At 62.8% G+C, this 23,645-nt stretch carries 22 protein-coding genes; 6 read left to right on the top strand and 16 right to left on the bottom strand.

From position 1 onward, the window contains the following. Positions 1 to 13: 13 nt before the first annotated feature. The 5 genes from V1280_RS13630 to V1280_RS13610 form a co-directional block, all read right to left on the bottom strand. Positions 14 to 310, bottom strand: a complete 297-nt coding sequence (locus V1280_RS13630) for a hypothetical protein (protein WP_334524391.1) — start codon at positions 308 to 310, stop codon at positions 14 to 16. Between the two features lie 107 nt (positions 311 to 417). Continuing rightward, positions 418 to 972 carry an inner membrane-spanning protein YciB gene (locus V1280_RS13625; RefSeq protein WP_334524388.1) on the bottom strand — a complete coding sequence of 185 codons (555 nt, stop codon included), beginning with the start codon at positions 970 to 972 and terminating at the stop codon, positions 418 to 420. Positions 973 to 985: 13 nt separating this feature from the next. Next, a complete protein-coding gene (locus V1280_RS13620) occupies positions 986 to 1,561 on the bottom strand; it encodes a hypothetical protein (RefSeq protein ID WP_334524385.1) in 576 nt (191 codons plus the stop codon). A gap of 75 nt (positions 1,562 to 1,636) precedes the next feature. Next, on the bottom strand, positions 1,637 to 2,119 hold the full coding sequence (locus tag V1280_RS13615) for an MAPEG family protein (RefSeq protein WP_334524381.1): 483 nt from the start codon (positions 2,117 to 2,119) through the stop codon (positions 1,637 to 1,639). A gap of 41 nt (positions 2,120 to 2,160) precedes the next feature. After that, entirely contained in the window at positions 2,161 to 3,558 is a 1,398-nt protein-coding gene (locus V1280_RS13610; protein WP_334524378.1) for a carotenoid oxygenase family protein, read from the bottom strand. Between the two features lie 106 nt (positions 3,559 to 3,664). On the opposite strand from V1280_RS13610, the gene V1280_RS13605 reads away from it, so the two are divergent. Together V1280_RS13605 and V1280_RS13600 are read left to right on the top strand one after the other, a co-directional pair. Further along, positions 3,665 to 4,408 (top strand): TetR/AcrR family transcriptional regulator, encoded by a 744-nt coding sequence (locus V1280_RS13605; RefSeq protein WP_334524375.1) that lies wholly within the window; start codon positions 3,665 to 3,667, stop codon positions 4,406 to 4,408. A gap of 260 nt (positions 4,409 to 4,668) precedes the next feature. Further along, positions 4,669 to 5,235, top strand: a complete 567-nt coding sequence (locus tag V1280_RS13600) for an SET domain-containing protein (RefSeq protein ID WP_148772157.1) — start codon at positions 4,669 to 4,671, stop codon at positions 5,233 to 5,235. A 193-nt stretch (positions 5,236 to 5,428) separates the two neighbouring features. On the opposite strand, the gene V1280_RS13595 is transcribed toward V1280_RS13600, so the two are convergent. The 3 genes from V1280_RS13595 to V1280_RS13585 all read right to left on the bottom strand — a co-directional run bounded on the left by V1280_RS13595 (position 5,429) and on the right by V1280_RS13585 (position 6,591). After that, positions 5,429 to 5,827 carry a hypothetical protein gene (locus V1280_RS13595; protein WP_334524370.1) on the bottom strand — a complete coding sequence of 133 codons (399 nt, stop codon included), beginning with the start codon at positions 5,825 to 5,827 and terminating at the stop codon, positions 5,429 to 5,431. Further along, the gene (locus tag V1280_RS13590) at positions 5,824 to 6,105 is read right to left on the bottom strand and encodes a hypothetical protein (RefSeq protein WP_334524367.1); all 282 of its coding nucleotides are present in this window, start codon (positions 6,103 to 6,105) and stop codon (positions 5,824 to 5,826) included. The genes V1280_RS13595 and V1280_RS13590 overlap by 4 nt, the downstream gene beginning before the upstream one ends. 165 nt (positions 6,106 to 6,270) lie before the next feature. Continuing rightward, a complete protein-coding gene (locus tag V1280_RS13585) occupies positions 6,271 to 6,591 on the bottom strand; it encodes a hypothetical protein (protein WP_334524364.1) in 321 nt (106 codons plus the stop codon). A 468-nt stretch (positions 6,592 to 7,059) separates the two neighbouring features. Here V1280_RS13585 and V1280_RS13580 point away from each other — a divergent pair, with 468 nt between their 5' ends. From V1280_RS13580 to V1280_RS13570, 3 genes are all read left to right on the top strand, one after another. After that, a complete protein-coding gene (locus V1280_RS13580) occupies positions 7,060 to 8,241 on the top strand; it encodes a calcium-binding protein (RefSeq protein ID WP_334524361.1) in 1,182 nt (393 codons plus the stop codon). A gap of 205 nt (positions 8,242 to 8,446) precedes the next feature. Beyond that, on the top strand, positions 8,447 to 10,249 hold the full coding sequence (locus tag V1280_RS13575) for a type I secretion system permease/ATPase (protein ID WP_334524358.1): 1,803 nt from the start codon (positions 8,447 to 8,449) through the stop codon (positions 10,247 to 10,249). Continuing rightward, complete coding sequence (locus tag V1280_RS13570; protein ID WP_442895127.1) at positions 10,246 to 11,751, top strand: HlyD family type I secretion periplasmic adaptor subunit; 1,506 nt, start codon at positions 10,246 to 10,248, stop codon at positions 11,749 to 11,751. Before V1280_RS13575 ends, V1280_RS13570 begins: the two co-directional genes overlap by 4 nt. A gap of 56 nt (positions 11,752 to 11,807) precedes the next feature. On the opposite strand, the gene V1280_RS13565 is transcribed toward V1280_RS13570, so the two are convergent. Genes V1280_RS13565 through V1280_RS13555 form a run of 3 tightly spaced genes read right to left on the bottom strand, consistent with a single transcriptional unit; the run spans position 11,808 to position 15,361 of the window. Then, complete coding sequence (locus tag V1280_RS13565) at positions 11,808 to 12,419, bottom strand: hypothetical protein (protein ID WP_334524355.1); 612 nt, start codon at positions 12,417 to 12,419, stop codon at positions 11,808 to 11,810. Positions 12,420 to 12,424: 5 nt separating this feature from the next. Continuing rightward, on the bottom strand, positions 12,425 to 13,444 hold the full coding sequence (locus V1280_RS13560) for a TAXI family TRAP transporter solute-binding subunit (protein ID WP_334524352.1): 1,020 nt from the start codon (positions 13,442 to 13,444) through the stop codon (positions 12,425 to 12,427). Positions 13,445 to 13,489: 45 nt separating this feature from the next. Further along, positions 13,490 to 15,361, bottom strand: coding sequence for a hypothetical protein (locus V1280_RS13555; protein ID WP_334524349.1), 1,872 nt, complete (start codon positions 15,359 to 15,361; stop codon positions 13,490 to 13,492). 353 nt (positions 15,362 to 15,714) lie between these two features. Here V1280_RS13555 and V1280_RS13550 point away from each other — a divergent pair, with 353 nt between their 5' ends. After that, positions 15,715 to 16,230, top strand: a complete 516-nt coding sequence (locus V1280_RS13550) for a DsrE family protein (protein WP_334524346.1) — start codon at positions 15,715 to 15,717, stop codon at positions 16,228 to 16,230. A gap of 48 nt (positions 16,231 to 16,278) precedes the next feature. Here V1280_RS13550 and V1280_RS13545 read toward each other — a convergent pair whose 3' ends face one another. The 5 genes from V1280_RS13545 to V1280_RS13525 are packed head-to-tail and all read right to left on the bottom strand — an operon-like array spanning position 16,279 to position 23,545. Continuing rightward, positions 16,279 to 17,658, bottom strand: coding sequence for a lipopolysaccharide biosynthesis protein (locus V1280_RS13545; RefSeq protein WP_334524343.1), 1,380 nt, complete (start codon positions 17,656 to 17,658; stop codon positions 16,279 to 16,281). 58 nt (positions 17,659 to 17,716) lie between these two features. Then, positions 17,717 to 18,541: a hypothetical protein gene (locus tag V1280_RS13540; RefSeq protein ID WP_334524340.1), complete on the bottom strand. Its 825-nt coding sequence runs from the start codon at positions 18,539 to 18,541 to the stop codon at positions 17,717 to 17,719. A gap of 52 nt (positions 18,542 to 18,593) precedes the next feature. Next, positions 18,594 to 20,060 carry a hypothetical protein gene (locus tag V1280_RS13535; RefSeq protein WP_334524337.1) on the bottom strand — a complete coding sequence of 489 codons (1,467 nt, stop codon included), beginning with the start codon at positions 20,058 to 20,060 and terminating at the stop codon, positions 18,594 to 18,596. Between the two features lie 59 nt (positions 20,061 to 20,119). After that, positions 20,120 to 22,096, bottom strand: coding sequence for a tyrosine-protein kinase domain-containing protein (locus V1280_RS13530; protein WP_334538295.1), 1,977 nt, complete (start codon positions 22,094 to 22,096; stop codon positions 20,120 to 20,122). A gap of 42 nt (positions 22,097 to 22,138) precedes the next feature. Continuing rightward, complete coding sequence (locus tag V1280_RS13525) at positions 22,139 to 23,545, bottom strand: O-antigen ligase family protein (RefSeq protein ID WP_334524334.1); 1,407 nt, start codon at positions 23,543 to 23,545, stop codon at positions 22,139 to 22,141. Positions 23,546 to 23,645 lie beyond the last annotated feature (100 nt).

The raw sequence follows: 23,645 nt of genomic DNA, 5'->3' as shown, positions 1-23,645 counted from the left end.
CGTCAGAGTCGGATCAAGCCTTCGCGCCGGTGAACGGGAAGCTGCCCATCGGGCCGATGCCCATCTCGCCGCTGATGTTGTCGCCGGCAACCGTGCCGGTGAATTCGAGCGTCAGGGGCATCGGGTTGGTGATCGAGACTTTCCAGGAGACGTTGTCGCCGCTGACGGTGCCGTCAAAAATCTCGGCGGTATTGCCTTCCGCGCCTTGCGTGCCCGTGAGCGTGCCGCCGGCTTCCTTCAGGCTCAGCGTCGCCTGGCGTTCGCCCATCGGCGTCGTCATGGTCAGATTCCAGTTGCCGTCCACGGCCATTCGCGTCTCCCGAACAATGTCCCGGCGGGCTGCGATGATCGCAGCCAGTCCTGCGTCGAGCCTATAGCGCAACTTGAGGCCGCTGCCTAACGCGGCTTGGGCGGCATTCAGGCGCGGGCGGCCGCGCGCCGGCGGCTGGTGACGACGAGCCTGAACACCACGTACTGCACGGCAAAGGCGAGGGCCTTGGCGCCGCCCGCGACAGCCGAGATGTAGAACGCCCACAGCTTCAGATCGCCGGTGGCGGCGACCGCGATCGTGCCGGCGCCGAGGACGAACATCAGCGCGGCCCAGGCATAGCCCGCAGCGGTGACATATTCCGGCGCGGTCTCGACCACGATCGGCGGCATGTAGCGCAGCATCCAGCCGCGCTTGACCATGATCGCGCCGATCGCGAAATGCGCGATCGCAGGCTTGGCCAGCATGAAGCGGGGATCGTTGGTCAGCAGCGTGACAGTGCCGAGAACGATGACGAGCGCGACGCTCGCATAGGTCATGTAGCCGAGCTCACGCCCCTTCACGCGGGCATAGATCACCTGCGCGATCGCGCCGGCAATTGCGACCGACGTCGCCAGGATGACGTTGTCGGTGACGAGGTAGATCACCAGGAAGACGATGGCCGACAGGAAGTCGGAGGCGAGGCGGGCGAATACGTCCTTCATTGTCGGTCCTGTCTCACTGGGCTTCGGGCAGCGCGCCGGCCGGCGCACCGTATTTGATCTGGCGATATTCGGGATACCACTTGGTGAAATAGATCGCGCTGTTACGGGCGGCGAAGGCGACCGCAAGGCCGAGCCAGACCGGCAGGCCAGGGAAGTAGAGCAGCACGATGTTGGCGGCCATCATCAGCAGCGCTGCCACAGTCCATGCGCCGGTGATGATGTAATTGGCGGTGAGGAAGCCGGGCATCGCCGCGGTCTCGGCTGGCACGGCTTCGACCGCGTATTGCAGCGTGAAGGGCCGGCGCGCCAGCATCGAGCCGAGCGAGATGATGAAGATGCCGATATCGACCGAGAGCTTGACGCCGAGCGTGCTGAGCGAGGGGGCGCGTAGTGCGAGGAACAGGCCGAGGCCTGCGAACAGGATCGCCGAGCCCGCCGCCAGAATCTTCACCGAGCGGCCGCAGGCCACGTCGATCGCGATGGTGGCGAGGCAGATCGCGGAGGCCACGAACACGCTGGTCGTGGCCGACGTCACCATCATCAGCAAGGTGTAGACGCCGTAGGGGGCAAGGATCAGGAAGATCGTCATGGTGGCCTCGGTCGAGCCAATCTTTACGATGTCAAGATTGATAGTTCAGGGCCGGCGCCGGGTCAAGCAAAATCTTTACAGTGTCAAAATGATCTGAATGACCTGTAAAAACTCAATCGTGGCAATGGCTTGATCGGATATCTCGTCGGCGACGGCCGCCCAGGGAAGGCGCGACAGGATGGTCAGCGCGGTGCTGATCAGCAGGCCGGTGGTCAGGAAGATGCTGCCGCCACGGCAGATCATGAATTTGAGCGAGCCCGGCGTCGCGTACATGCCGAGCGGATGCAATAGCCGCGACAGCACCAGCGCGCCCATCAGCAGGTGAATCCGCAAGAGCGATGCGCCGGACATTTCGAGAAACGCGACCATCAGCGTGATGATCGGAACGTATTCCATGAAATTACCATGGGCGCGGATCGCGCTGCGCAGGCTCGCATTGCCGCCGTCGCTGAAGGCAGCGCCGTTGCTCCGCCGCAGCCGGACGACTTGCAGCGCAAGCGCGGCGTAGATCAGCGCGAGGATCGCGAGATAGTTCGCCGTGATGGCGGGGACGTGCATGCGAAGTCTCCCTGGTGACATCCGCGGCGGAGTGGCGGGAGCTACTGCGCTCCCACCCAATTGCCGTGAAAGCCGTCGGGCACGCGATGGCCGAGCTGCACCAGCGCGGCGGGGCCGGCCTCGATGTCGGTGGCGTTGAACACGGCGAGGTCGCTGCGGTTTTCCCGCGCGCGCCAGACCACGGCCAGCAGCCAGCCGTCACCTTCCGCAGCATCCTTCGATCGCTCGACGAAGACAGGCTCGGAGATGGTGTCGCCCGCCGGCAGCAGATACTGGCCGAGCCGCTTGCCCGTGCCGTCGACATGGACGATGCCTGACAGCGCCCCGAACATCGGCAGCCGCGGATTGGCGCAGGCGTACCAGCCATGGCGGCTTCTCCGGCCGGCGCGGCGATCGTCGATGCGCGGAAACTCGCCGGTGAGGTCGTCGAGATAGGTCTGCTGGAAGCGCTCGGTATTGCCAGAGAGATCGAAGGTCCAGCGGCAGTGGCGGGCGCGCGATTTCTCCGGATCCGTCGGCCGGCCGTCCGGATGCGGAAACAGCGGCGCTTCCTCGAACTGCATGACGTCGGCGATGGTGCGGTCGCCGTCCTCCCACGCATTCATGACGTGGAAGACGTAGCAGGCCTCGGCACGGAACCAGACGATGTCTTTCGCCGTCCCGTTGCGCTTCATCACGCCGACATAAGCGCCTTTCTCCGGCTCCCAGGCATAAGGCGGCTTGCCGCTCATCGCGCGCTCCATGCTGCCGGTGATGGGCAGGATCGGAAACAGCACGTGATTTTCGGTGACGATGAAGTCGTGCACCATGCTGGCATAGGGCGTGTCGAAACGCTCGAAGCGCGTCACCTTGCCGCTCGCATCGATCGATCCGTAGGAGAGGGCGGGTGTCAGCGGGCCCGCCGCGTTGTAGCCGAAGAACACCAGCTCGCCCGTGACCGGATCGACCTTCGGATGCGCGGTGAAGGCGCCGGCGATGCGGTTCTGATAGTTCTGATAGCCGCGCGTTGCGAGCGTGCCCGGCTCGATCTCGGTCGGCAGATGTCCCTCTTCCAGCGCGAGCAGCTTGCCGGCATGGAAGACGATGTTGGTGTTGGCGACGCCGCCGTCGGTGAGATGGGTGGGTGCATCCGGCAGCTTGCGGCCGAAGCCGCCGAACAGCGCGCGGCCGGCATCGTGCTCGGCGAGCCATTTCGGCGTGCGGACCCAGCGGTTGCGGTAGGAGGCGCGGCCCTCTTCGAGATGAAAAGCGTGCAGCATGCCATCGCCGACGAACCAGTGTGCGCCGGGCGCGTCGAACTGCGGATTGGGGCCGTTGCGATAGAGCGTGCCGTTCAGCTCGCGCGGCAATTCGCCGACGATCTTGAGGAAAGGCGCGTCCGCCTCGAACGGAATCGGCGCGATATTGTTGCGGCGCTCGGTGACGGCGTCCTGCTGCATGGCGTATCCCTCCCCATCTTTACATCGTAAAGATGGAATAGAGCCATGCGCGGCTTCCGTCAAGTGAAATCTTTACACTGTCAATATTGCGTCATATAGCTTGTAAATGGCCAAGAGCAACACCACAGCCGACACCAAGGGCGAAACGGCGCGTCCCCCGCGTGCCCCCAAAAGAACGACATCGACCGCGGCATCGCGTCCGGCGCGCCGCGCGGCGAGCGCGAAGGCCGAGACGCCCTATCACCACGGCGCCTTGCGCGAGGCGCTGCTGCAGGCGGCCGAACGGGTGCTGGAGCGCGACGGGCTCGCCGGCCTGACGCTGCGCGCGGTGGCGCGCGAGGCGGGCGTCTCGCATGCCGCACCGACACATCATTTCGGCGATCTCACCGGCCTCGTCAGCGAACTCGCCGCGATCGGCTTTCGCCAGTTCAACGCGGCGATGGCGTCGGCCTGCGATGCCGCCACCTCGCCGCTGGAGCGGGCGCTGGCGCGGCCCAAAGCCTATGTCGCCTACGCCCAGGCCCATCCCGGCATGTACGGTCTGATGTTCCGCACCGAGCGGCTCGACTATTCCAGGCCCTCGCTGCACGAGGCTGCGGAATCTTCCTTTGCCGGATTAGCCAATGCGATCGGCGCGATGCGGCAGGAGCCGATCAGCGGCGACGCGCTGACCATCGAGCAGGGCGCCGCGATCGCGCGGGCCTGGTCGATGGTGCACGGCTTCACCATGCTGCTGCTCGACGGGCGGCTCGAGGATATTCTGGAGCGGCTGCCGGATGGCACGACGGCCGAGCAGCTGCTGGAAGCGATCCTGAAGTCGACGGTAGCGGGAAAGCTGCCGCCCGCCTGATCGGACGAAACCTCCGCAACTCTCGTCGTGCTTGCCCGTTTGACCCAAGCAAGCGGTCGCGCCCAAGGATTGGGCATTGGCGAAGGATCGGGACCAGCGCAGGCGAGTGATGATGCGGAACTCGCGCGCATTACGCATCTTCACTGTGGGCAAGGTTCAAACGCGCTTCCGATAGTCCTGACAGCGGCGCGGAATCGTTCTAGAAGGGCGGCTTCGCTTGGGCTCATGCAGCCTGGTTCGCGTCCTCATTACACTTGATCATGCCAGTCATCGCTTCCAGCAAATCCTATCGCGTCGGCCGCTCCAAGACCGGACTTGGTCTCTTCGCCACCATGCCGATCAAGAAGGGCACCCGGATCATCCGTTATTTCGGACCGATCCTGGACTGCCGAATCCCGGCGCAGGACGACATCGAGAACAAATATCTGTTCGAGCTCAATGGCCGCTGGACCATCGACGGCTCGGTGCGCAAGAACGTCGCCCGCTATATCAACCATTCCTGCCGGCCCAACGCCGAATCGGACGTCCGTCCGCGCGAGCGCAAGGTGTTCATTCGCGCCATCAAGAACATCGAGCCGGGCGACGAGATCAACTACGATTACGGCACCGACTATTTCAAAGCCTATCTGAAGCCGATCGGCTGCAAGTGCCCGTCCTGCGAGAACAAGCGCAAGAAGCAGCGCGCCGAAGCGCGTGCCGAACGCGCCAAGGTGAAGGCGCGCGCGGAGCGCAAGGCGCAGAAGGCCGGTGCGAAAACCACCGCGGCGAAAAAGAAGAAGCTCAACGGCAAGCATTTTGCCGGCAAGGTCGGACGCGCGAAGGCGTAGGCTCCGTTCGGCCGCAGGCCGGACTCTACGGCAGTCCTCAGTCGTCCTATCACCGTCACCCTGAGGTGGCCGCCTCTTCGGCGGCCCTCGAAGGGCGACGGCCCGGTTGTATCTGGGCCGTTCATCCTTCGAGGCTCCCCGTGCGACGCGTTGCGTCGCGCGGCTCGCGCCTCAGGATGACGGAATTGGCGCATCACGCCGCCACCACACTCCCGCTCTTCCGCAAGCCCACATATTGCAGCTCGGCGAACACACCGGTCGCAATCGCCTGTGCCACCACCATGAGCTCGCCGGCGAGGTTCGGCGACACCGCGCCGGAGAACAGCAGCGCGATGCTGCCGACCGTCCAGGCGGCGTTGCCGACCACGACCAGCAGCACGAGCGGCTTCGGTACCACTGCGCGGGAGGCGAGCCAGCCGACCAGTGCGGTATAGGCGATCAGGAACAGGCCGGTTTCGCGCAACAGCGCCTCGGGTAGGTTGAACAGCGTCGCGAATGCGCTGGCGCCGAAAGTGAAGCCGAGCGCGGCGACACCGCTGAAGACGGCGTCGGCGAGCAGTGCACGGCGCAGGAAGGTCGATGCGTCAATCATCGGAGGTCTCCATGGTTGGGTTGGCTTTGAGTGAACTTGGGGTGGACGCAATGCAGTCCGCGCCACCAGGCGCGGAGCAGGCGGGCGAGGCGGAACGGGCAGAGGCTTCTGCCAACGCTGTGCTCGAAGGCGGTGACCTGCGCGACGACATAGTCGCCGGTCGAATGCACCAGCGGCTCAGGCATGTTGAGGCTGCGCGCCAGCATTCGGGTCGCGAACGCCATGGCCCAGGGAAGAAGGTGGTCTGCAAGGGTGCGGTAGAGCAGCAGCGCGATCATGGTCATTCTCCTGTGCTCAGGAAGATGCGCTGGTCGGGGGCCCAATTCGATTACCTCGGGAGTAAGACAGGCCCCTATTCGAGACAGTTCTAAGATGTTCGATGTTGCTCGCGAATTGCACAGAACCCCTTGAAAAACGTGCGCTTCCGCGCACATCGGTGTCCGTCACTGTTTGTTCTCAATCGCTCCCAGGCCACGCCCGAGCAGATCAGGACCGACGTCGACTGTCGTGCCGCCAAGCCGAAGTTTGAGAACGGTGTGTGGAGAGCCAGAAAGGTTTCCGACGCGACCGGCGGCGGTCTCTATCTCTTGATCACGCCGGACCTGAACAACACGGGCAAGGCCGGCTCTAAGCTCTGGCGGATGGCCTATCGCTTTCGCTCGCCACGGCGCGCCTGGATTGGAATGAGGGTTTAATTTTTTCAACTCCGATGTGACACTCAACTGGGCGTCTTCCGGAGTGCTGGAATTCGTGTTGGACGGCATCCTCCTCGATCCGCGATCGCTCATGAAGCCCGTTGAGACTCCCGGCCAAGTGGTGCTCGCGGCGCGAAACAATGACGGTGTTCGCAGATTCGGTCGCCGCTTGTCGGCAGCGCTCGGCTTAACGGTATGATCGTAGATATCTTGCCTGGCGAATCGACGATTGCCTCCAAGCGTAATCGGAGCGGCTCCGATTAGATTGTGAATATCGGCCGAGCGCGGATCAACGGCGCACGCGCGTCCACCTCTCATTCAGACCATTGACGCTATTGGGAAAACGCCCGGAAAGGGTGCTTTGGACCAATTGCGGCCTAATTGGGCGCCCAAGTTTTCGGCACAATAATCCCTTGGTTCCGCCCAATCGAACCGAGATTCCTGCCCCAAATGTAAACATACGTTCACCCGCAATGAGAGGCCGGTTGCACTCAGACTTGGAGGTGCTGGGGGCATTCACCACGAAGGGGAAGCGATTTGACGCTACACTATACCGCAGGTAACAACATCAATGCACAGGGCACCTACGCGCCAGCCGCGGCGGGCTTCAACCTGGCCGACGTTTCGTCGGTCGACGAGTTGAATTCATTGCCGGCCAATGTGAAAGGTATGGTCTACCTTGACCAGGGCGACGGCGTTACCCAGAGCTTCATCGATGCTCTGAAGCCCTACGTCGGGAATTCGAAGGTCTACGCCTTTTACCTCAAGGATGAGCCGGATCCCACGGGCCAGTACAATACGCTGGTGACGGCGGCTAACCTCAAGGCGGAGTCCGATTACATCCACGCCAACTTTCCCGGCGCGAAGACCTTCATCACCATGATGAACATGGGGTCTTCGGAGAATCCGACCTTCGCGAATACCTACAATCCGGCCAACACCCACATCGATCTGTTCGGCATCGATCCGTACCCGGTGCGGTCGGACATGAGCACCGTCGATTACAGCATGATCGACAAGGCTGTGGCCGCCGCCGAGTCCGCGGGGATTTCGGTGGACCATATTGTTCCGGTGTTCCAGACCTTCGGCGGCGGCAACTGGGCTGACGACAGCGGAGGCCACTACGTGATGCCGACGGCCGCGCAGGAACAGACGATGCTCGCTCATTGGGCGGCGGCTGTGCCAAATCCGGCCTTCGACTACGCCTATGCGTGGGGCTCGCAAAATGGCGACACCGCACTCGAGAGCTCGTCCGCGTTGCAGAGCGTTTTCCTGCAGCACAATACCGGCACGAGCACGACGGCCGGAGGCACTACCGGAAGCACCACCGGGAGCACGACAGGCAGTTCGGGTGGAAGCACGACGACCGGGACCGGGTCGACCGGTGGTACGACCACCGGCTCGAGCAGCGGCACCGGTACCACCGCGGGCAGCGGTACCACCACCGGCGGCACGACCACGGGCTCGACCAGCGGCAGTTCGTCCGGCGGTTCGACCTCGACGACGACCGATGGTAGCCATCACCACCACCATCACGGGCTCGATTTCTCGCAGCTTACGACCAGTGCAACGGCGACTTCGCCTGCAGCCGTGACCACGTCCACGACGCAGACTGCGACCGCAACTGCAAGCGGCGCAACGGATACGACCACCGATGCCGGGACTCATCTGATCGATATGATCGGCCACCACACCGACCATCACGGCTGGCACCTCTGAGTTTGGGGACGGTCTAAGTCAACAGAGACATACGCGGGGCGCACGCCCCGCGTATGAGAATCACCTAGGGTGACCGTTGGCGGCCGCACTGGCCGCGAGTTGGGGTGGCATTCTGCGCACTGCGGAATGTTGGAATGCGAGCGCTGGCGCTCGATCGCATGCAAATTTCAACCGCTTGCCGCTGCCCGACAAGGGCCGCCCGGATATGCACATGTACGCTTCGGCAAAGGTCTCCGCGCTCGCGGAGGGATTTCGTCAAATACGTCCCGGCCTCCTTGCGGCCGGCGGATTATCGGTTTTCATAAACCTGCTGGTGTTCGTCTCGCCGCTCTACACCATGCAAATTTACGATCGCGTGCTGACCAGCCGGAACGGAATGACTCTCCTGCTGCTCTCGTTGATCGCGCTCGCGCTCTTCGTCAGCTACGCGACCCTCGAGCATTTTCGCAGCCGGGTCCTCGTGCAAATCGGGATCAGGTTCGACGAGCTTCTCTCGGGAGAGGTTTTCGAGACCGCGCTCGGGCAATCCCTGACCACGGGCAGCTCGCATCATGTCCAGCTGCTTCGCGACGTGGACACTCTGCGTGAAGTCTTGTCGGGTGGCGTGATCACGTCGCTCATGGACGTGCCGTGGACGCCGATATTCCTGGCAATATGCTTCCTGCTCCATCCCTTGATCGGCCTGGTTGCCCTGACCGGTGCCGTTATCATCCTCTTGCTGGCCTTCCTCAACGAGCGCGCCACCAAGGCGCCGCTCATTGCGGCCGCATCGAAAAATCTTCATGCTCTTGACCGATTGACATCCTCGCTGCGCAACGCCGAGGCCATTCGAGCGCTTGGCATGGGACCTGCCGTGCGCACCGCCTGGAGCTCAACACATGGCGAGGCACTTCTCGATGGCGCTCGTGCGGGTGAGCGTGGTGGCACGCTCCTTGCGATCTCAAAATTCCTGCGGATGGCCCTTCAGGTGTCGATCATGGGTGTGGGAGCCTATCTCGCGATCCAGCAGGAGATCTCGGGAGGCGTTCTGTTCGCAGCTTCGCTCATCATGGGGCGCGCGCTCGCGCCGGTGGAAGCGGCCGTATCGCAGTGGAAAGCCATCGTTGTCGCGCGTACATCATATGCGCGGCTCGATGCCGCGCTCCGGACCCGGGCCGCAGAGCGGCCGCCGACCCGGCTGCCGCAGCTGGCTGGTGAAGTCTCGGTCGAAGCCGTGACGGTCCTCGTACCCGGATCGCAAATGCCGGCGGTGGCAGATGTGTCTTTCCGTCTGGCTCCCGGCGAAATTGTTGCCGTCGTCGGTCAGTCCGGCTCCGGCAAATCGACGCTGGCACGGGCGCTGGTCGGTGCCTGGCCCGTCGTTCGCGGTTGCGTGCGCATCGATGGCAACGACACGAGGCATTTCGATGCCAATTTCCTTGGGCAGCGCCTTGGTTATCTTCCGCAGGACGTCGAATTGTTTGCCGGCACCGTGCGCGACAATATCGCCCGGTTCCGCGATGATGCGACAGACGAGGCGGTTGTCGAGGCTGCGCAACTGGCGTCCGCGCATGCCATGATCCAGCGGCTTCCGAAGGGTTATGACACCGTCATCGGCGATAATGGCGCGGGCCTTTCGGGCGGCCAGCGACAGCGTATCGGATTGGCGCGTGCGTTGTTCGGCAAGCCGGTGCTGGTCGTGCTCGACGAGCCGAATGCCAATTTGGATGGAGACGGCGACCGCGCGCTGGCCGATGCGATCCAGGAGCTCCGGAAGCAGGGGGTGACCGTCGTGATCATCAATCATCGCCCCAATCTGCTTGCCCTCGTCGACAAGATCGTCTTCATGAACGAGGGGCGCCTCGGCCGGTTCGGCACACGCGACGAACTTCTTCCTGCGCTGCTGGGGCAAGCCGTCACGCCGATGCATCGCGAAGCGCGAGTGGCGGCCGATCGCCGCGCCGACGGCGCCCCCCGCAACGTGTACCTCTCGAATTCGGCGCGGCCCGTGCACGCGACGAGGCAATGATGGACGACAACATGATGTCGCTTGAAGAGAGCACTCGTCATACCGAATTCACGGAGCTTCTGAAGCGCTTGAGCGGAAGCGGCAAGCCCCGCCGGATCAAGGCCGTGCGCAGCGGCATCGCGAGCCTGCGGTCGCAGGCAAGGCGGCTTGTCCCCCTTGTGAGGGCAATGCGATCGATCCCTTCGAATTGGAACGCACGGTCAGATCATGGTGGTCCGTCTGGCGACTGGCATGCCCCAGCGCGACGGGGCTTTGCCGTCGTGTTCTTCACGTTCGCCGTATTCGGCGGTTGGGCCGCGCTGGCCTCGATCGATGGTGCGGTGGTGGCCACGGGGTCGGTGGTCGTCGAGAGCGATAAGAAGGCGGTGCAGCACCTCGAGGGCGGCATCGTGCAGAGCCTGATGGTGACCGGCGACTCTCACGTCGCCGAGGGGCAGGTCCTGTTGCGGCTCGATTCAACCCAGGAACGCGCGAAAGAGGGGATCGCGCGCTCGGCCGTTTATTCGGCGATTGGCGAGGAGGCGCGCCTGCAGGCTGAAGCCGCGGGAAGCGACAAGATCGCATTTCCTGCCGAACTGACTCAGAATGCTTCCGATCCAGCGGCGCAACGGGCGATGGGCGACCAGAAGCGGCGTTTTGACGAACGCCGCGCTGCGCGAAAAATCGAGATATCGATTCTTGAAGAGCGCATTGCGCAGGCGCAGCGGCAGATTCAGGGAAATGATGCGCAGAGCAAGGCGACACGGGCGCAGTTCGATAGCGTGAGCCAGGAATACGCGAAGCTCAAGCCGCTCGCCGATCAGGGGATCGTTGCGTTCGCACGCGTCGCAACTCTCGAGCGCAGCAAGTCCGAGCTCGATGGCAAGATCGGTGCTTACGAGGCCGATATCGCACGCTACGGGCGCGCGATCGACGAGTCGCGGTTGCAGATCGAGCAGGTCGGACAGAAAGTCCTGGAGGAAGCGACCGGCAAGCTGACCGAGACGAGGGCGCAACTTGCCGATGCGCGCGAGAAGCTGCGGGCCGCCGACGATGTTCTGACTCGGATGGAGGTGCGTGCGCCGCGCTCCGGACGCATTGTGAATTTGAAGGTGCATACGGTGGGAGCGGTGGTCAAGGCCGGCGAGGTTCTGATGGAAGTCGTTCCCGACAACGACGTGCTCGTGGTCGCGGCAAGGGTGTCGTCCCTCGACATCAATCATGTGCAGGTTGGTCTGCCCACGGAAATCCGGCTTCCCTCGTTCAAGGCTCGCTCCACCCCGATCGCCGTAGGCGAGGTCCTCTCGATCGCAGCCGATGCGGTTCGCGATGAAGCGACGCATCAACCCTATTACGAAGTCAAGGTCTCGGTTGAGGTGGCGAAATTCCCCGAGACGATCCGGGAGAAGCTCAAGCCCGGAATGATGGCCGACGTTCTCATCGCGACCGGGGAACGCACCGTGCTGGCCTATCTCACGCAACCGATGACAGACGCGATACGTCGCGGCATGCGGGAGAACTAGTGCGCCGGAGGAGGGGCGAGGGAGAGAGCCGATCTCTGATCAGATGGGGCGCTTCCTCACGAACCCGGCCAATTGCAGGCGGGCGCGAGCTTGCGTCGGACGGAATCCAGGCCGACCAGGTCAAACGTGTTTTCGTATGGGAGGGTCTTTCCCACGTAGACCTTGATCAGGAGCCGGCCGCCCTCCGGCATCGCGCGCAACAGGCGAACGGCGTCACCCTGAAAGGTAAGACTTCTGCCTCCCTCTGTCGTGCGCCAGCGCTCTTCGACGGCTGGCTCGTCGTTGACCTGGTACACGACTTTCACCTCGGCCTCTGCAGGCTGCTTCCAGGATGGCGAGGTGGGTATGGTCAGCTCGGTCCGACTGCCGCGACAGCGGATCGCGATTGAGGATGGCGCATCCTTCGTGGCTCGACGTCCCATGGTCTGCGCCGAGATCTGCGGCTTGTAGTCCACCGGCGAGGTCGTCTCGCTGATGATCCAGTCGCGCGCTCGAGGTGATGCCGGGGTGGTCGGTTCTGCCGCCTCTCCCAGCAGATCGTCGACGCATTTCAGCCGTTCCATTCCTTGAAACCGGGCACATTCCTTCAACCGATCCGTAGCATCGCCCGCCTGCGCGAGGGTCGGCAGGTTCAGACTTGCGAGTGTAATCAACGCCACGGCACTCATTGGTCTCATCGTGACAGTCCCACCGTCGCGCCCGGTGAGCGATCGAGCCATTCCTGTGCAGGGCCGAAGCGGGCGAGGCCGGGAACGTTCGCGCGGAGGCTCACGTCCTTCCATTTCGGATCGAAGCCGGGCGACTGCAGCCGGTCGAGCCGACCGAACAACTGCTCCACGAAGCGGGCCATGCGCGCGTAGCGATCGGATTGCTTCGGCCAGTTGTAGCCCGCCAGAATGGTAGGAACCGCGATGGTCGAGATGCGTTCGCCCTGCGGCACGAGGCTCGGATAGTCCGCCGAGCTGATCGCAGACGGTAGATAGTAGTCCTCGAACCGCGAATCGTACTCCACTGGCAGGAATTTGTACCCGGGCTCCCAACGCCCCTTCAGAAAGGCATCGATCGGCTTCGAGGTGATGAACACAACCCCCGCGATCTCCCCGCTCTTCATCTGCTGTAGTGCGACCTGATGGGGAATGAACATCTTCTCGACGTTCAGCCCCAGCCGGCTGAAAATCAGCGGACCGGAATAGGCAGCCGCCGTGCCTTGCGTGTTGAAGTTGACCTTCTTTCCCTTGAGGTCATCGAGCGATTTGATCTCCGGACGCACAAAGACGTGCAGCTCGGCTGGGAAGAGATTGAGAATGTAGACGATGCGCCGGTCGATCGACGGGACCTGGGCCTTGTACTCGTCGAGGGCGTCCGTATTGATGATCGCCGCATCCACGCCTCGCAGGTAGAGCAGCGAATTGACGTTCTCCGTCGCGCCGGTCGTCACGATCGGGATGACGTGGAGCTTGTCTTCCTCGTTGGCCACGCGGGCGATCTCTGCCGCGAGCCGAAGCGGAGCACCCTCGATGAGGCCGCCTGCGAGCCCGACGGTCCAGGCATTGATGCGCTCTTTTGCGATGATGTCGGCGTTCTTTGCCGCGGCCGGCGGACCGGGTGGTTGTCGGACAGACTGGGCGTTCGCCGTCATCTGCAAGCCGAGCAGCGCCGCTGCAACCGTGGACGCGAACCTGATCAGGGCCATGGGTCTGTTCTCCGTCATCTAGCCTTTTCGAGAGATGATCCGACGCTATTTCAGCGCCTTGATCCGCTCATCCGCATCATCAATGCCGCCAGCCTTTGCTCTTTGATACAGGTCGCGGGCCCTCGCCGGGTCGCCGGTGACTCCGCGCGCACGCCACGATTCCAGCACCGGCGGATCATAGGTCTCCGCAAGCATGAAGGCGGCCCGCGCGCTGCCGCGCGCAAGAGCCAGCTCGAGCAACTGGCGGGCGCTGCTGATATCGGACTGCCGCAGCAACGCATTCGCCCGTGCAAGCAGCTTCTGCTCCTCTGCAGGGGGGCGGGACGGCGTCGCCGTCGGAGCGGTGCGCTCCGGCACCGCGGCAACCTTTGGATCCGCCGGTGGGATACGATCCGCCGCCTGTGCCTGCGATGTCGATCGGGTCGATTCAGGAGGACGTTGCGGGCTGGAGGCGACAGTCCGGGCGGCTTCCTGTTCGAGCGAGCGGCCCCTTGCCTCGGTGCTGGAGACGAGATCGGCCACACGCCCTTTTTCGGTCTGTTCCGGCGGCCGGCCTGCGGACGCATTTGTTGAGGGCCGTTTTCCATTCGTCTGCTCAAGCTTGGCCTTGGTCGACGCAAGCTCGCGCGCGAGAGCGTCGGCGCGCTCACGTTCACCAGCGAGCGCATCGTTCTGCTTCGCCGTCATCTCGCTGAGCTCCGTGACTCTGAGGATCTCGGCATAGGCGACGACGAGGCCCGCCGAACGTTCCTCGACCTCCTTCCGCGCGGAGGCCAGTTCGCGGAGGAGACCCTCGCTCTTGGCCCGCTCTTTGACCAGCTCCTTCTTATTCGCGGCCAGGGCGGCATCGGCGGCCTGTGCGGCCTCTCGGACGGCGTAACGCGCGTCATCGCGCTCGCTCGTCAGCGACTTCGTTTCGCGTGCCAGGGTGTCTGCCCTGTCTCGCTGCTGCCCGAGCTCGCGTTCCAGCATCTGCCTCTGCTCGGCTTCGGCGGCGCTGGCCTTGACAGACGCGGCTCGCGCGGCATCGAACTCGGCCTGGATGGAGCCGAGCTGCTTCGAGGCGGCATCTGCTCGATCTCGCTGTTGCGCGAGCTCATTTTCCGCGGCGAGAGCCCGCTCCGACTTTGCAGCGGCCGCCTTCGCAACGTCGGAGGTCTCAGCTCGAGCCGTGTTGGCCGCCGCCCGCAGTGTGACCAGTTCGTTTGTGGCGGCATCCGCCCTGTCGCGTTGCAGCTTCAGTTCCTGCTCCATGGCCTGTTTTTGCGTGGCCTCGGCAGCGGCGACTTTGGAAGAGTCGGTAACCGCGGTCCGTGCGGTTTCGAGCTCGGCCCTGAGGGAGGTCAGCTCAGTGACGGCCCGCCCGAATTGGTCGCGTTGCTGCTTCAGCTCGACTTCGAGCGCTTGGCTCTGTGCAACCTCTGCGGCGAGGGCCGTTGTGGCTTCTGTCGCGGCGCTCCGCGCGACGTCGAGATCCGACCGCAGCGACGCAAGTTCGGCTGCCGTGCTCTCTTTCCTGGCTCCCGGTTCGATGATCGGCTCTTGCTTGGGATCCGCTGCGGGGATCTGCATCGCCCTTGAAGCCGCGATCCGGGCTGCGTCGAGCTCTGCCCTGAGGAATGAGAGGTCTCGCGTGAGATTGCTGACCTTGTCGCGTTCCAGCTCAAGGGCGTGGGTTTGTCTGATCCCGAGTTCAATGGCACCAATCGCGTGCTCGCGGTCGCGCTGGGCGGCACTCAGCTCTACCCGGACACTTGCCAGCTCACGTGCGAGCCTGTCGGCCCGATCGCGCTCCTGTTCGAGCGCCTGCTGATGCCTGATCCGTTCGGCTTCAACTGCCGGGACGCCGAACTCGATATCGTCGCGCGAGCCGGCATGCGCGACCCCGACGAGGAGCGCCAGGAGGAAAGTCGCCATAGCAGCTGTCCGCGCGAGATCTCCGCCAAGCGATCGGCCCTGTCGGACAGAACGGGGGATCCCGCTCTGCGAGACAGTCGTTTCGTGCGCAATTGCCTGTAACCCCATCGTAAAAGCTCAGACTGGCTTTAGGCACATTGCCGTTCGGCGTCATCAATGACACCGCCTTGCTTGGCGTCCTGTCGAGGTCGCAGGGTAGGTAGCCACAAGGAGGTAGCGGGGCGTCGTTCCGGGAATAAAGTAGATCGTCTGCGTTGCTGCTGCGCTTTCCTTGACCGGCGCGGCCGCGCGCAACAAATTGGCACGGACCAGCCGAGGCTGCGCGTGTTCCGCACAAACCAGGGGAAGACAGCATGAACAGAACAGTCATCGTTTTCGCCAGTCTGACCTTCACTGGCGCGTTTCTGGTGAACGCGATCCAGACAGGCCATGCGTCTGCTCAGGCGGGAACCCCAAAGCTCAACGCCAATGCCAAGATGATCGCCAGTCCCAAGCGCGCGCAATCGCACCGGCTTGTCGTTCAGGTCGACGTCAATGATCCGGCGATCATGAACCTCGCGTTGAACAACGTCAGCAACACGGTTCAGCACTATTCCGAAATCGGCCAGAAGATCGAGGTCGAGCTGGTGGCGTTCGGACCAGGGTTGCACATGCTGCGAGACGATACCTCGCCGGTGAAGGCGCGCATCGAGTCCATGAGCAAGACCATGCCCGAAGTCGCGTTCTCCGCATGCGGAAATACCAAGGAAAATATGGCGAGGACTGAAGCAAAGGAGATCCCACTCATCGCGCAGGCGAAGGTCACCAAATCCGGCGTGGTTCGGCTGATGGAACTGCAGGAGCAGGGCTGGAGCTACCTGCGCCCCTGAAACGGGGCGATCCGTGCGGCGCCGCAGGCGTCGACGAGGTGTGAAATCTCAAACGGACGCTTTGACGCGAGCATCCGGCCGCGCCGTGGCGTTCTCCTTGCGGCTCGACAGGAATACCCCAAGGACTCCGGGCAGCAGCCGCAGATGCCGGAAAATGAAGAAGGCCATGGCGATGTGCCAGATGATCAGCGCAGCCGAGCTGGCGATCGCTGCGCCGGTCAATCCAAGCCAATAGATGAATGCGACGCTGGCGAGGATATTGATGACGGCGCTCAGGGTCAGCAGAACGGCAGCCCCCCGTTCGTGCTCGGTCATCGTCATGATGAGCAGCAGAGATCCGAAGGCGGCTGCGATCACCTGCCCCAAGAGCAGGATGCGCAGGGCGGGGGCGCCGACCACAAAATCCCTGCCGAACCAGGCGAGAAGTGGCTCGGCTATGATCGCCAACCCGAGCGCAATGCCCACCGAGGCGCAGAGGGTCCATAAAGCGGCTTTGGTCACGAGTGCCTGCAAGGTCGCCCGATCGTTCCTTGTGAAGAGGCTTGAGATGGTCGGTGCGAACAGGGTGTTAATCGCAGTGCGGGGCAATGCCACAAGGAATGCGATATTGAAGACCAGGCTATATATTCCTGCCTCCCTGGTGTCTCCGAACCATCCGAGCAGCACCACGCCGGCGCGATTGAGGAGAGCTTCTGCCCCTGCGATGATCATGAACGGGACGGCAGTCTGCCGCCAACTTGCGGGCGCATATTGAGGCTCTGCCGCCCTGATTGCGTCTGGGCACAATCTCCGAACAGCTTGACTGGCGAGCACGAGTCCGACGACGGCGCCGGCGACGGTTGCCATCATGATCCCCTGTGCCTCGATCCGCGATCCGAGGAAAAGACCGGCCACGACGACGATGATCACAAGTAGTCCGTCCCGCATCACGCGGTCGGGTATCAGTGCAGGAACAACGCCGCCAAAAGCGCGGACGATCGAGCAGCGTATCCATAACAGCGCCAGAACGGGAATGAGAACGAAGCCGACCAGAAAAGTGTTCGTCAATTCTGTCGAGAACGGCCTGGGCCAGATCTCGATAATGCCCGCCCCGATGAATGCGACCAGAAGGCTTATGCCAAGTGAACGTCGCTCCGCGTATTGGATGACGCCTCGTGCAAGGCCGCTCGCTCCCATGGTCTGATACGCGGACACGAAGCGCAGCAGTGCGATATCGAAACCGAGCGCGCAGAAATATGCGAGGATGGTTATCCAGGCGATGACATAGGCGTAGACGCCGTATGTGTGAGCGCCGACAATTCTGGCTATCAGGAGTTGCGCGCAGGCAGTTACGCCGGCGCTGGCAACGTAGACTGAGAATGCTGCAGCTCCTCCGATCACCACTCGTCTGATCCGCGCGTGGCCAGCGCTCCGGTCATGCATTTCCATTTTCTGTCCTTGCAGTACTGGCTTACCGAATGCTCTGAAATCAGAGTCTAAAAACAATTCAAGGAAAATGATTCAACAGGGAGTGGTCTGAGATGTTAGCTTCAACATTTGCTGGCGTGACCGTGGCGCGCTTCTGTTGCTCGGCGATGCTCACAATCTGCCGTTCCAACTGTTCGACGGCCGCGGCGAGAGACGTTCGATCAAGCGACGAGATGCTCACGACGTTCCGGCCTTTGCTGCGCAGCACTTCGTGCAGGACGTCGATGATGCTGCGTGAGCTGAGGCTGGTTTCCACGTCCAGCTCGAGCAGCTGTTCGAACCTTCCCCCGAGATCATGTCGGTTGCGGAGTCGCTCCTCGAGGAGCTTGGTCGGTGCGTCGAGGCGTATCAGGATGTCTGGTTCGGGGACAAGGTCCAGCGCATACGAGATCAATGCTTCGTCTGCAATGCCGCAAAGCAGTGCCAAAGAACAAATCGCCTGGACGAACGCCTGATCGAACACGACGATGTGCGCAATCGCGGATCGGCGAAACCAGGCGTGCGACAGCCTGGACATGTATTGCAGCAGTCTGAGCGAAGAGAATGTGTTGGATGGCGGAAGTATCTTGATCAGATTCAACGCAGTCCCGAGATCGCGTGAAATCCCCCGCGGCCGGAATATCATGCACACCAATTCCGCCAGCGGACGCGTCAAGCGCCGTGTCGTGAAGGATATCTTCCGAAGGGCCGTCGATGGTGTGACGGTCTCGCTTGGCGAGCGCTCCGCCGGCCGGTGGCTGAGCACGAGGTCCACGGTGTAGTCGCGCTCGCGCAGACGTGCCGCAAGAGTACGTGCAAGAGTGGTCTTGCCGGCGCCTGGAGGACCGAAAAACTCGATGATCATATCCGAACTCAGACAAATGAAATGATTGAATTGGACCGTTCCGTCGCCTGCTCTAGAGTATCCGCCACACCTCCTTTTTCACCGCACGAATGACATCGGCTAATGGCTGTTGGGCGTCGATCGAGACGACGCGCGCGCCGGAAAACGCCAGTCGCGGGATAGCCGCGATACGCTGCGTGATCACGGCAGGATCCATGTCGGGTTCGCGTCTGGCGCAAACCTCCGGCGGAACGACCAGCTTGATGACGATATCCGGTGGCAAGCGCTCGGCAAGTGAATAGGCTTTGGCTTCAAACCGGCGGAGCCAGTTCGGAATCCCGATCAGGCGCGGCATCAGCGGACCTTCGTTGAAGCCGGCGATCTCGTTCTGGGGGTATCGATCCGTGACCACGACAAGACCCCGACGGGCCCCGCGATGCGCGGCCGACAGCTTGGACCGCTTTTCGATGGCGGTGGCCGTCGCCCAGATCGCCATGAGAACACTGTACACCCGGCTCGGCGGGCGATCCGAGATCTTGCCATGCGATGAGCCTTTCGGCTTGGTCTTGAATAACGGCGTGATCAGAGGGACCATCAGCTTGAGCGGCCATAATACGAGGGAGGGGCGTCCTGCGCCGGTCCCGAAATAGATCGGAATGACGTCCATCTCCTCGCCGAGCCACTGCCGAAGTGTCGCGACAATGGTTGATTTCCCGCTGCCGTCGACGCCGATGACGGCCACGACGTGCCCACCCCCCGGGGCTCGTCGGCTCCACGGCCGCGGTGCCCAGAGGAAGCGTTTGTTCAGGTAACCGGCGACGAGGTGTGTGGCGCGCGTCAGACTCCGCAGCCCTGCCTCGAGATCGTTGTAGGTACGGTGCGGCGCGAAGTGCCTTCGGATACGCCGCCGCAGATGACGCTGATGTTCCAGCGCGGGCTGGCAATAAAGGGCATCGGCAACCATGTCGGCCAGATCGCCGCCCAGAAGTTCAGCCGCTCGCCTTCTGAGTGCCGCGCGAGGAATTCGGCCTGCGAGGTCCGCGCGATCGAGTGCAAATTTGCGCGTCATTGCCTGCCAGTTGCGGAGCACGACAGGATCCGATCGCCTCAGTTCGAGGCAGCCGCGTACAATCAACAGCAATGCCTCGTCCACAGGCTCCAGGATACGGATCGGCAGCTCCGGATGAGCAATCGCTCGCTTCGCCAGCACCTCTTCCCACGGCAGGTGGTAGTTCTTGAGCAGGCTGGCGCCGGCGACCAGTCGGACGTGCAGATGAAGGTGCACGATCCGGCCGCTCGGTTCATCATGGCCGAGATAGCTCAGGACCGACGGGTGGTCACGATAGGCGACGGCGGGAAAGAGCTTGAGACCGCGCTCGAGGAGGATCGCCTGAGCGCGATGCTGATCCCGTTTTGCGACAAGCAGATCGAGATCTCCGTCGCCGGTCAGGCCACGGTAAATTCGATTGCTGCTCTTCCAGTAAAGGTATGTGATGTCGTGCCGATCAAAGTCGTTCAAGACAGTAAGAATGAGCTGCAAGATGGCGCTATCGGCGGCAGGGTCACCGGTCGGGTCTGTCCTGTGAAGGGCATCCTGTCTCATCTCTCGTGCCCTTTCCGCCCGGATGGTCTTGCAATGTCCAGCACTTGAAGCCCGATCTCCTGCATCCACTGAAACAGAGAAGAGGTGATCCCGAGGAAGCGTTGACGTATGCCGGCGCGAGGCGCGTCTGCAGCGCCGGCGGCAAATTCGCTCGCATCGCCATAGCCGTATTGCGCATGTTTCTTGAGATTGACCTGTGTCGCGATGGCCGCTGCAAAATCGCCGCGATCGTTGTCGAAGCGCCCGCAGTTGCGAAGGACGCCCAAGGCGTTCTGAGCGACCTCCCGCCTCGTGCTCCCCCATTTGACGACGAAGAGAAGCTTGTCGGCGATCGAGGGGAGCAACCGTGCTTCAATGGCTGCAAGGACGGGCGGACCATCAATGATGACGCAATCGTAGCGATCGCGCAGTTGGCGAATGAGTTCGGCGATCTGTTCGATGGCACTTACTGGGTCGAGCCGATAGCCGGGTATCCGAACGTAGTCGAAGCCGGCCTGGGGAATGTGCCGGATCGAGTCCGCCAACGATCGGTTCGGTAGACCAACGATTTGGCGCTCGCCGGCGTTGTCGAACTCGGTAACGCGCATGCCTTTGTGAAGGTCGATGCCGATCAGGAGCGCACGCCGCCCAAGCAGGCCGACATAAGCCGATAGTCCCCGGGCTAGCGTGGTTTTCCCTTCGCCGGCGATGCTGGAGGTGATCAGGACCGTTTTCGCATGGCCTGGCTCGGCCAGGCGTAACGTCGCGGCCGCGGACCGCAGCGCTTCCGCGTACGGAGAGAATGGCTCGACCCGAATATAGTCTCCGGAGTCAGTCAGGTGGTCCATGGGTATTTGCGGGACCAGACCGACGCAGGAGAGCCCGAACGCGTCGGTGATTTCCTTCTCGCTGCGTAGCGTCTTGTCGAGCCGGTCCTGGACGAGGGCGATGAAGCCGCCGCAGATGAGCGAGACGATCAGGGCGGGGAGCACGAACAGGATCGGATTCGGAGAACTCGGTCGCGATGGTGGAGAGGCAAGCGAGAGAATGCTGACGTCCGGGTTGACGAGCTCTTCCTGTTCGCGGATTTCCTTCTGGCGCTGGAGAAGACTTGCATAAAGCTGTGCGCTGGCGGCGGTTCGGCGTTCGAGTTCGCGTGGATCGGCGCCAGCCGCCTGTTCTTCGCCGCCGGTATTGCGGCCCGCATCGGCGCGCCGCTGGATTGCCTGGTGCAGGGCTGCGCTGCTCCGCTCGATGTCGGCCTTGACCGTCGCCATTCGTTCGTCAAGCCGGGCCAGTTCGCCGGTGGTGTAGGCCCGCTGCTGCTCGGCATTGCTCTGAACGTAGAGCTCGACGATCCGGTTGACGATGTCGGCAGCCCTGTCGGGGCTCGTCCATTGGAAGGTGACGTTGATGATGCGTGAGCGGCGTTCCTGGAGAACTTGCAGACGACGCTGGAGATCGTCGAATTTCAGGCCTGCATCGGCTCGCCTGTGATGGAATAGCGGGCCAATCCAGACACCCAGCCGTCGCTTGAGCTCCTTCAGGCCCAGCGGGCCGGCCTCGTCGGTCTCGGCCTGAGCAGGTTTCGGCGCGATGGCCGGATCCACTTCGACGTTGGACGCCAGCCCGCGAAACTTTGGGTCGTTCCGAAAGCTGTCGAGAACGTGGCGTAGGTGATAGGGGGATATCAGCATGGTCACCTGAGTGTCGACGGCCTGCTGAAGTGCCTCGGGACTCAGGGGAGTGCCGCCTTGAACCTGGACGACCTGCGCAGTCGCGGTATATTTGGGCGTGATGAGCACACCGGCGATGCCGGCCAACATCGCTCCAACGCCTGCGATGGTGAGGATGAACTTGCTCCTCCGACGCAGGACCCCGATCACCTGCTGGAAGCCCGGTTCGGACGCGATCGCAGGCTGGTCGTCTTGCCGCAGGCCTTCGAAGTCAGGCCTTAACGGTATGCTGTCGGCGATGAGACCCGTCTTATCCATCAATTGCATCCGTACCTCCCTGCCATCGGTCCATCCTCGCGATCAGCTCGGCCTCGAGCCCAGTTGGCTCGCGCCGTATGCGGGGCGCGGGCGTGCAAGAGATCGGCTCCATGCGCTCGCGAGGCGAGCATGGCCGCGCAATGCGTTGCTTCTGGCGATCGAGCGCAGCTGGTTCGCCGGCACCGGCTCTGCCACCAGGCAAACGGCGATCACAAACCAGAAGATGGGATGCCGAAGCAGGAAGGTGGCGATGGCGTAAATGCAGAGACCGCACAGCAATGCCGGCAAGCCTGCCCCACCGGTCGCGTAGGCGGACCTGAAAGCCGTTACCACGAGCCAGACGAAGCTCAAGACGACCAGGAGCCCACCCTGGGTAAATAGGTCGAGCATCGTGTTGTGCGCCTCAAAGTTCGGCACGAACGAGGGCTTGGGGTGTTCGACAAAGTCGGGATGGACCGTATCCAGCTTCCTCGCCGAGACGATGGAATTCGGAATTGCGAGATGCGGACCGGGGCCCAGGCCGAGCATGCCGGATTCGAACCCACGCCTAAGGGCCTGGCTCCAAAGCTCAAATCGCAATTCCGTCTTCTCTTTGGTTTGCTCGGGGTTGTCCCGCGCCATCGACTTGGCGAGGTCGCTGGCTTCGACCGCAATCGAATAGGCCAGAGGCGCCATCGAGATCACGAGCCCGGGCAAGGCCAGCACAATCACCCAGGCGAACGCTGAACGGAAGCTGATCTGCCTCACTCGCGAGAACAGCCAGGTTCGGCACTTGAACGCCAGGAGGAGCGGGCCGGCCAGCACAAAAATGAGCGTAAACGAATCGCTCCCGGTGATCCGGCCCGTGTAGACGGGGATGATGGCGCAGGCGAGAGCGCCCATCCTCGGGCCGAGCCTGGTGGACGTTTCGGCAAGATGGAGCGATAGAAATCCAAGCACCATGCAGAGGACTGCAAGTTGATGCGGATTCGACGACCAGCCGCGGAATTGATCCCACCACATCGGGTCAACCGAGGGTAGATCGTAGAGACCCCAGGCGTCGGCCAGTTGTGCGACAATAACAGGCGTGCCGAGTCCACACAGAAGCCAGGTGATGCGGCGCAATCGGGCTTCGGGGTGCGGCCCGATCACGCTCAGGCAACTGATGGCGGCCAACAGGGGATAGGCCATGACGTCGTGTATGAACCAGACGGGATCGTGCTCGTCGCCGATAAGCTTTGCCGTCAGCGTTCCGAGGCTCTGCGCAAGGGTAAACAGCGACCAGAACAACAGCAGCCGCGACAGAGCCGGCGTCAGCACAATGCTGGCGCGTGCCGCTTCGCGGCCGAGTATGAGGGTCACCCAGATGATCAGACAAAGTTCGCCCGGCCCGACCGGCAGGCCCGCGACCCGCAATTGGGAAGCGGGTGTCAGCAGCAGCCCAAAAGCGAACAAGGTGTCCAGCATCATCGGCGCGTGTCCGTCTTCCACACCTGGAGGCGTGAGCAAGCGTCGCGCCATTGACGTGCTTCCCGTTTGCCTCCCGGTCGGTCCGTCTCCATGGCAAGCC

Source organism: Bradyrhizobium sp. AZCC 2230 (assembly GCF_036924495.1).
GTDB classification, from domain to species: Bacteria; Pseudomonadota; Alphaproteobacteria; order Rhizobiales; family Xanthobacteraceae; genus Bradyrhizobium; species Bradyrhizobium rifense.
The sequence above is the reverse complement of the archived record's forward strand: the minus strand, read 5'-3'. Positions and strand labels throughout refer to the sequence as shown.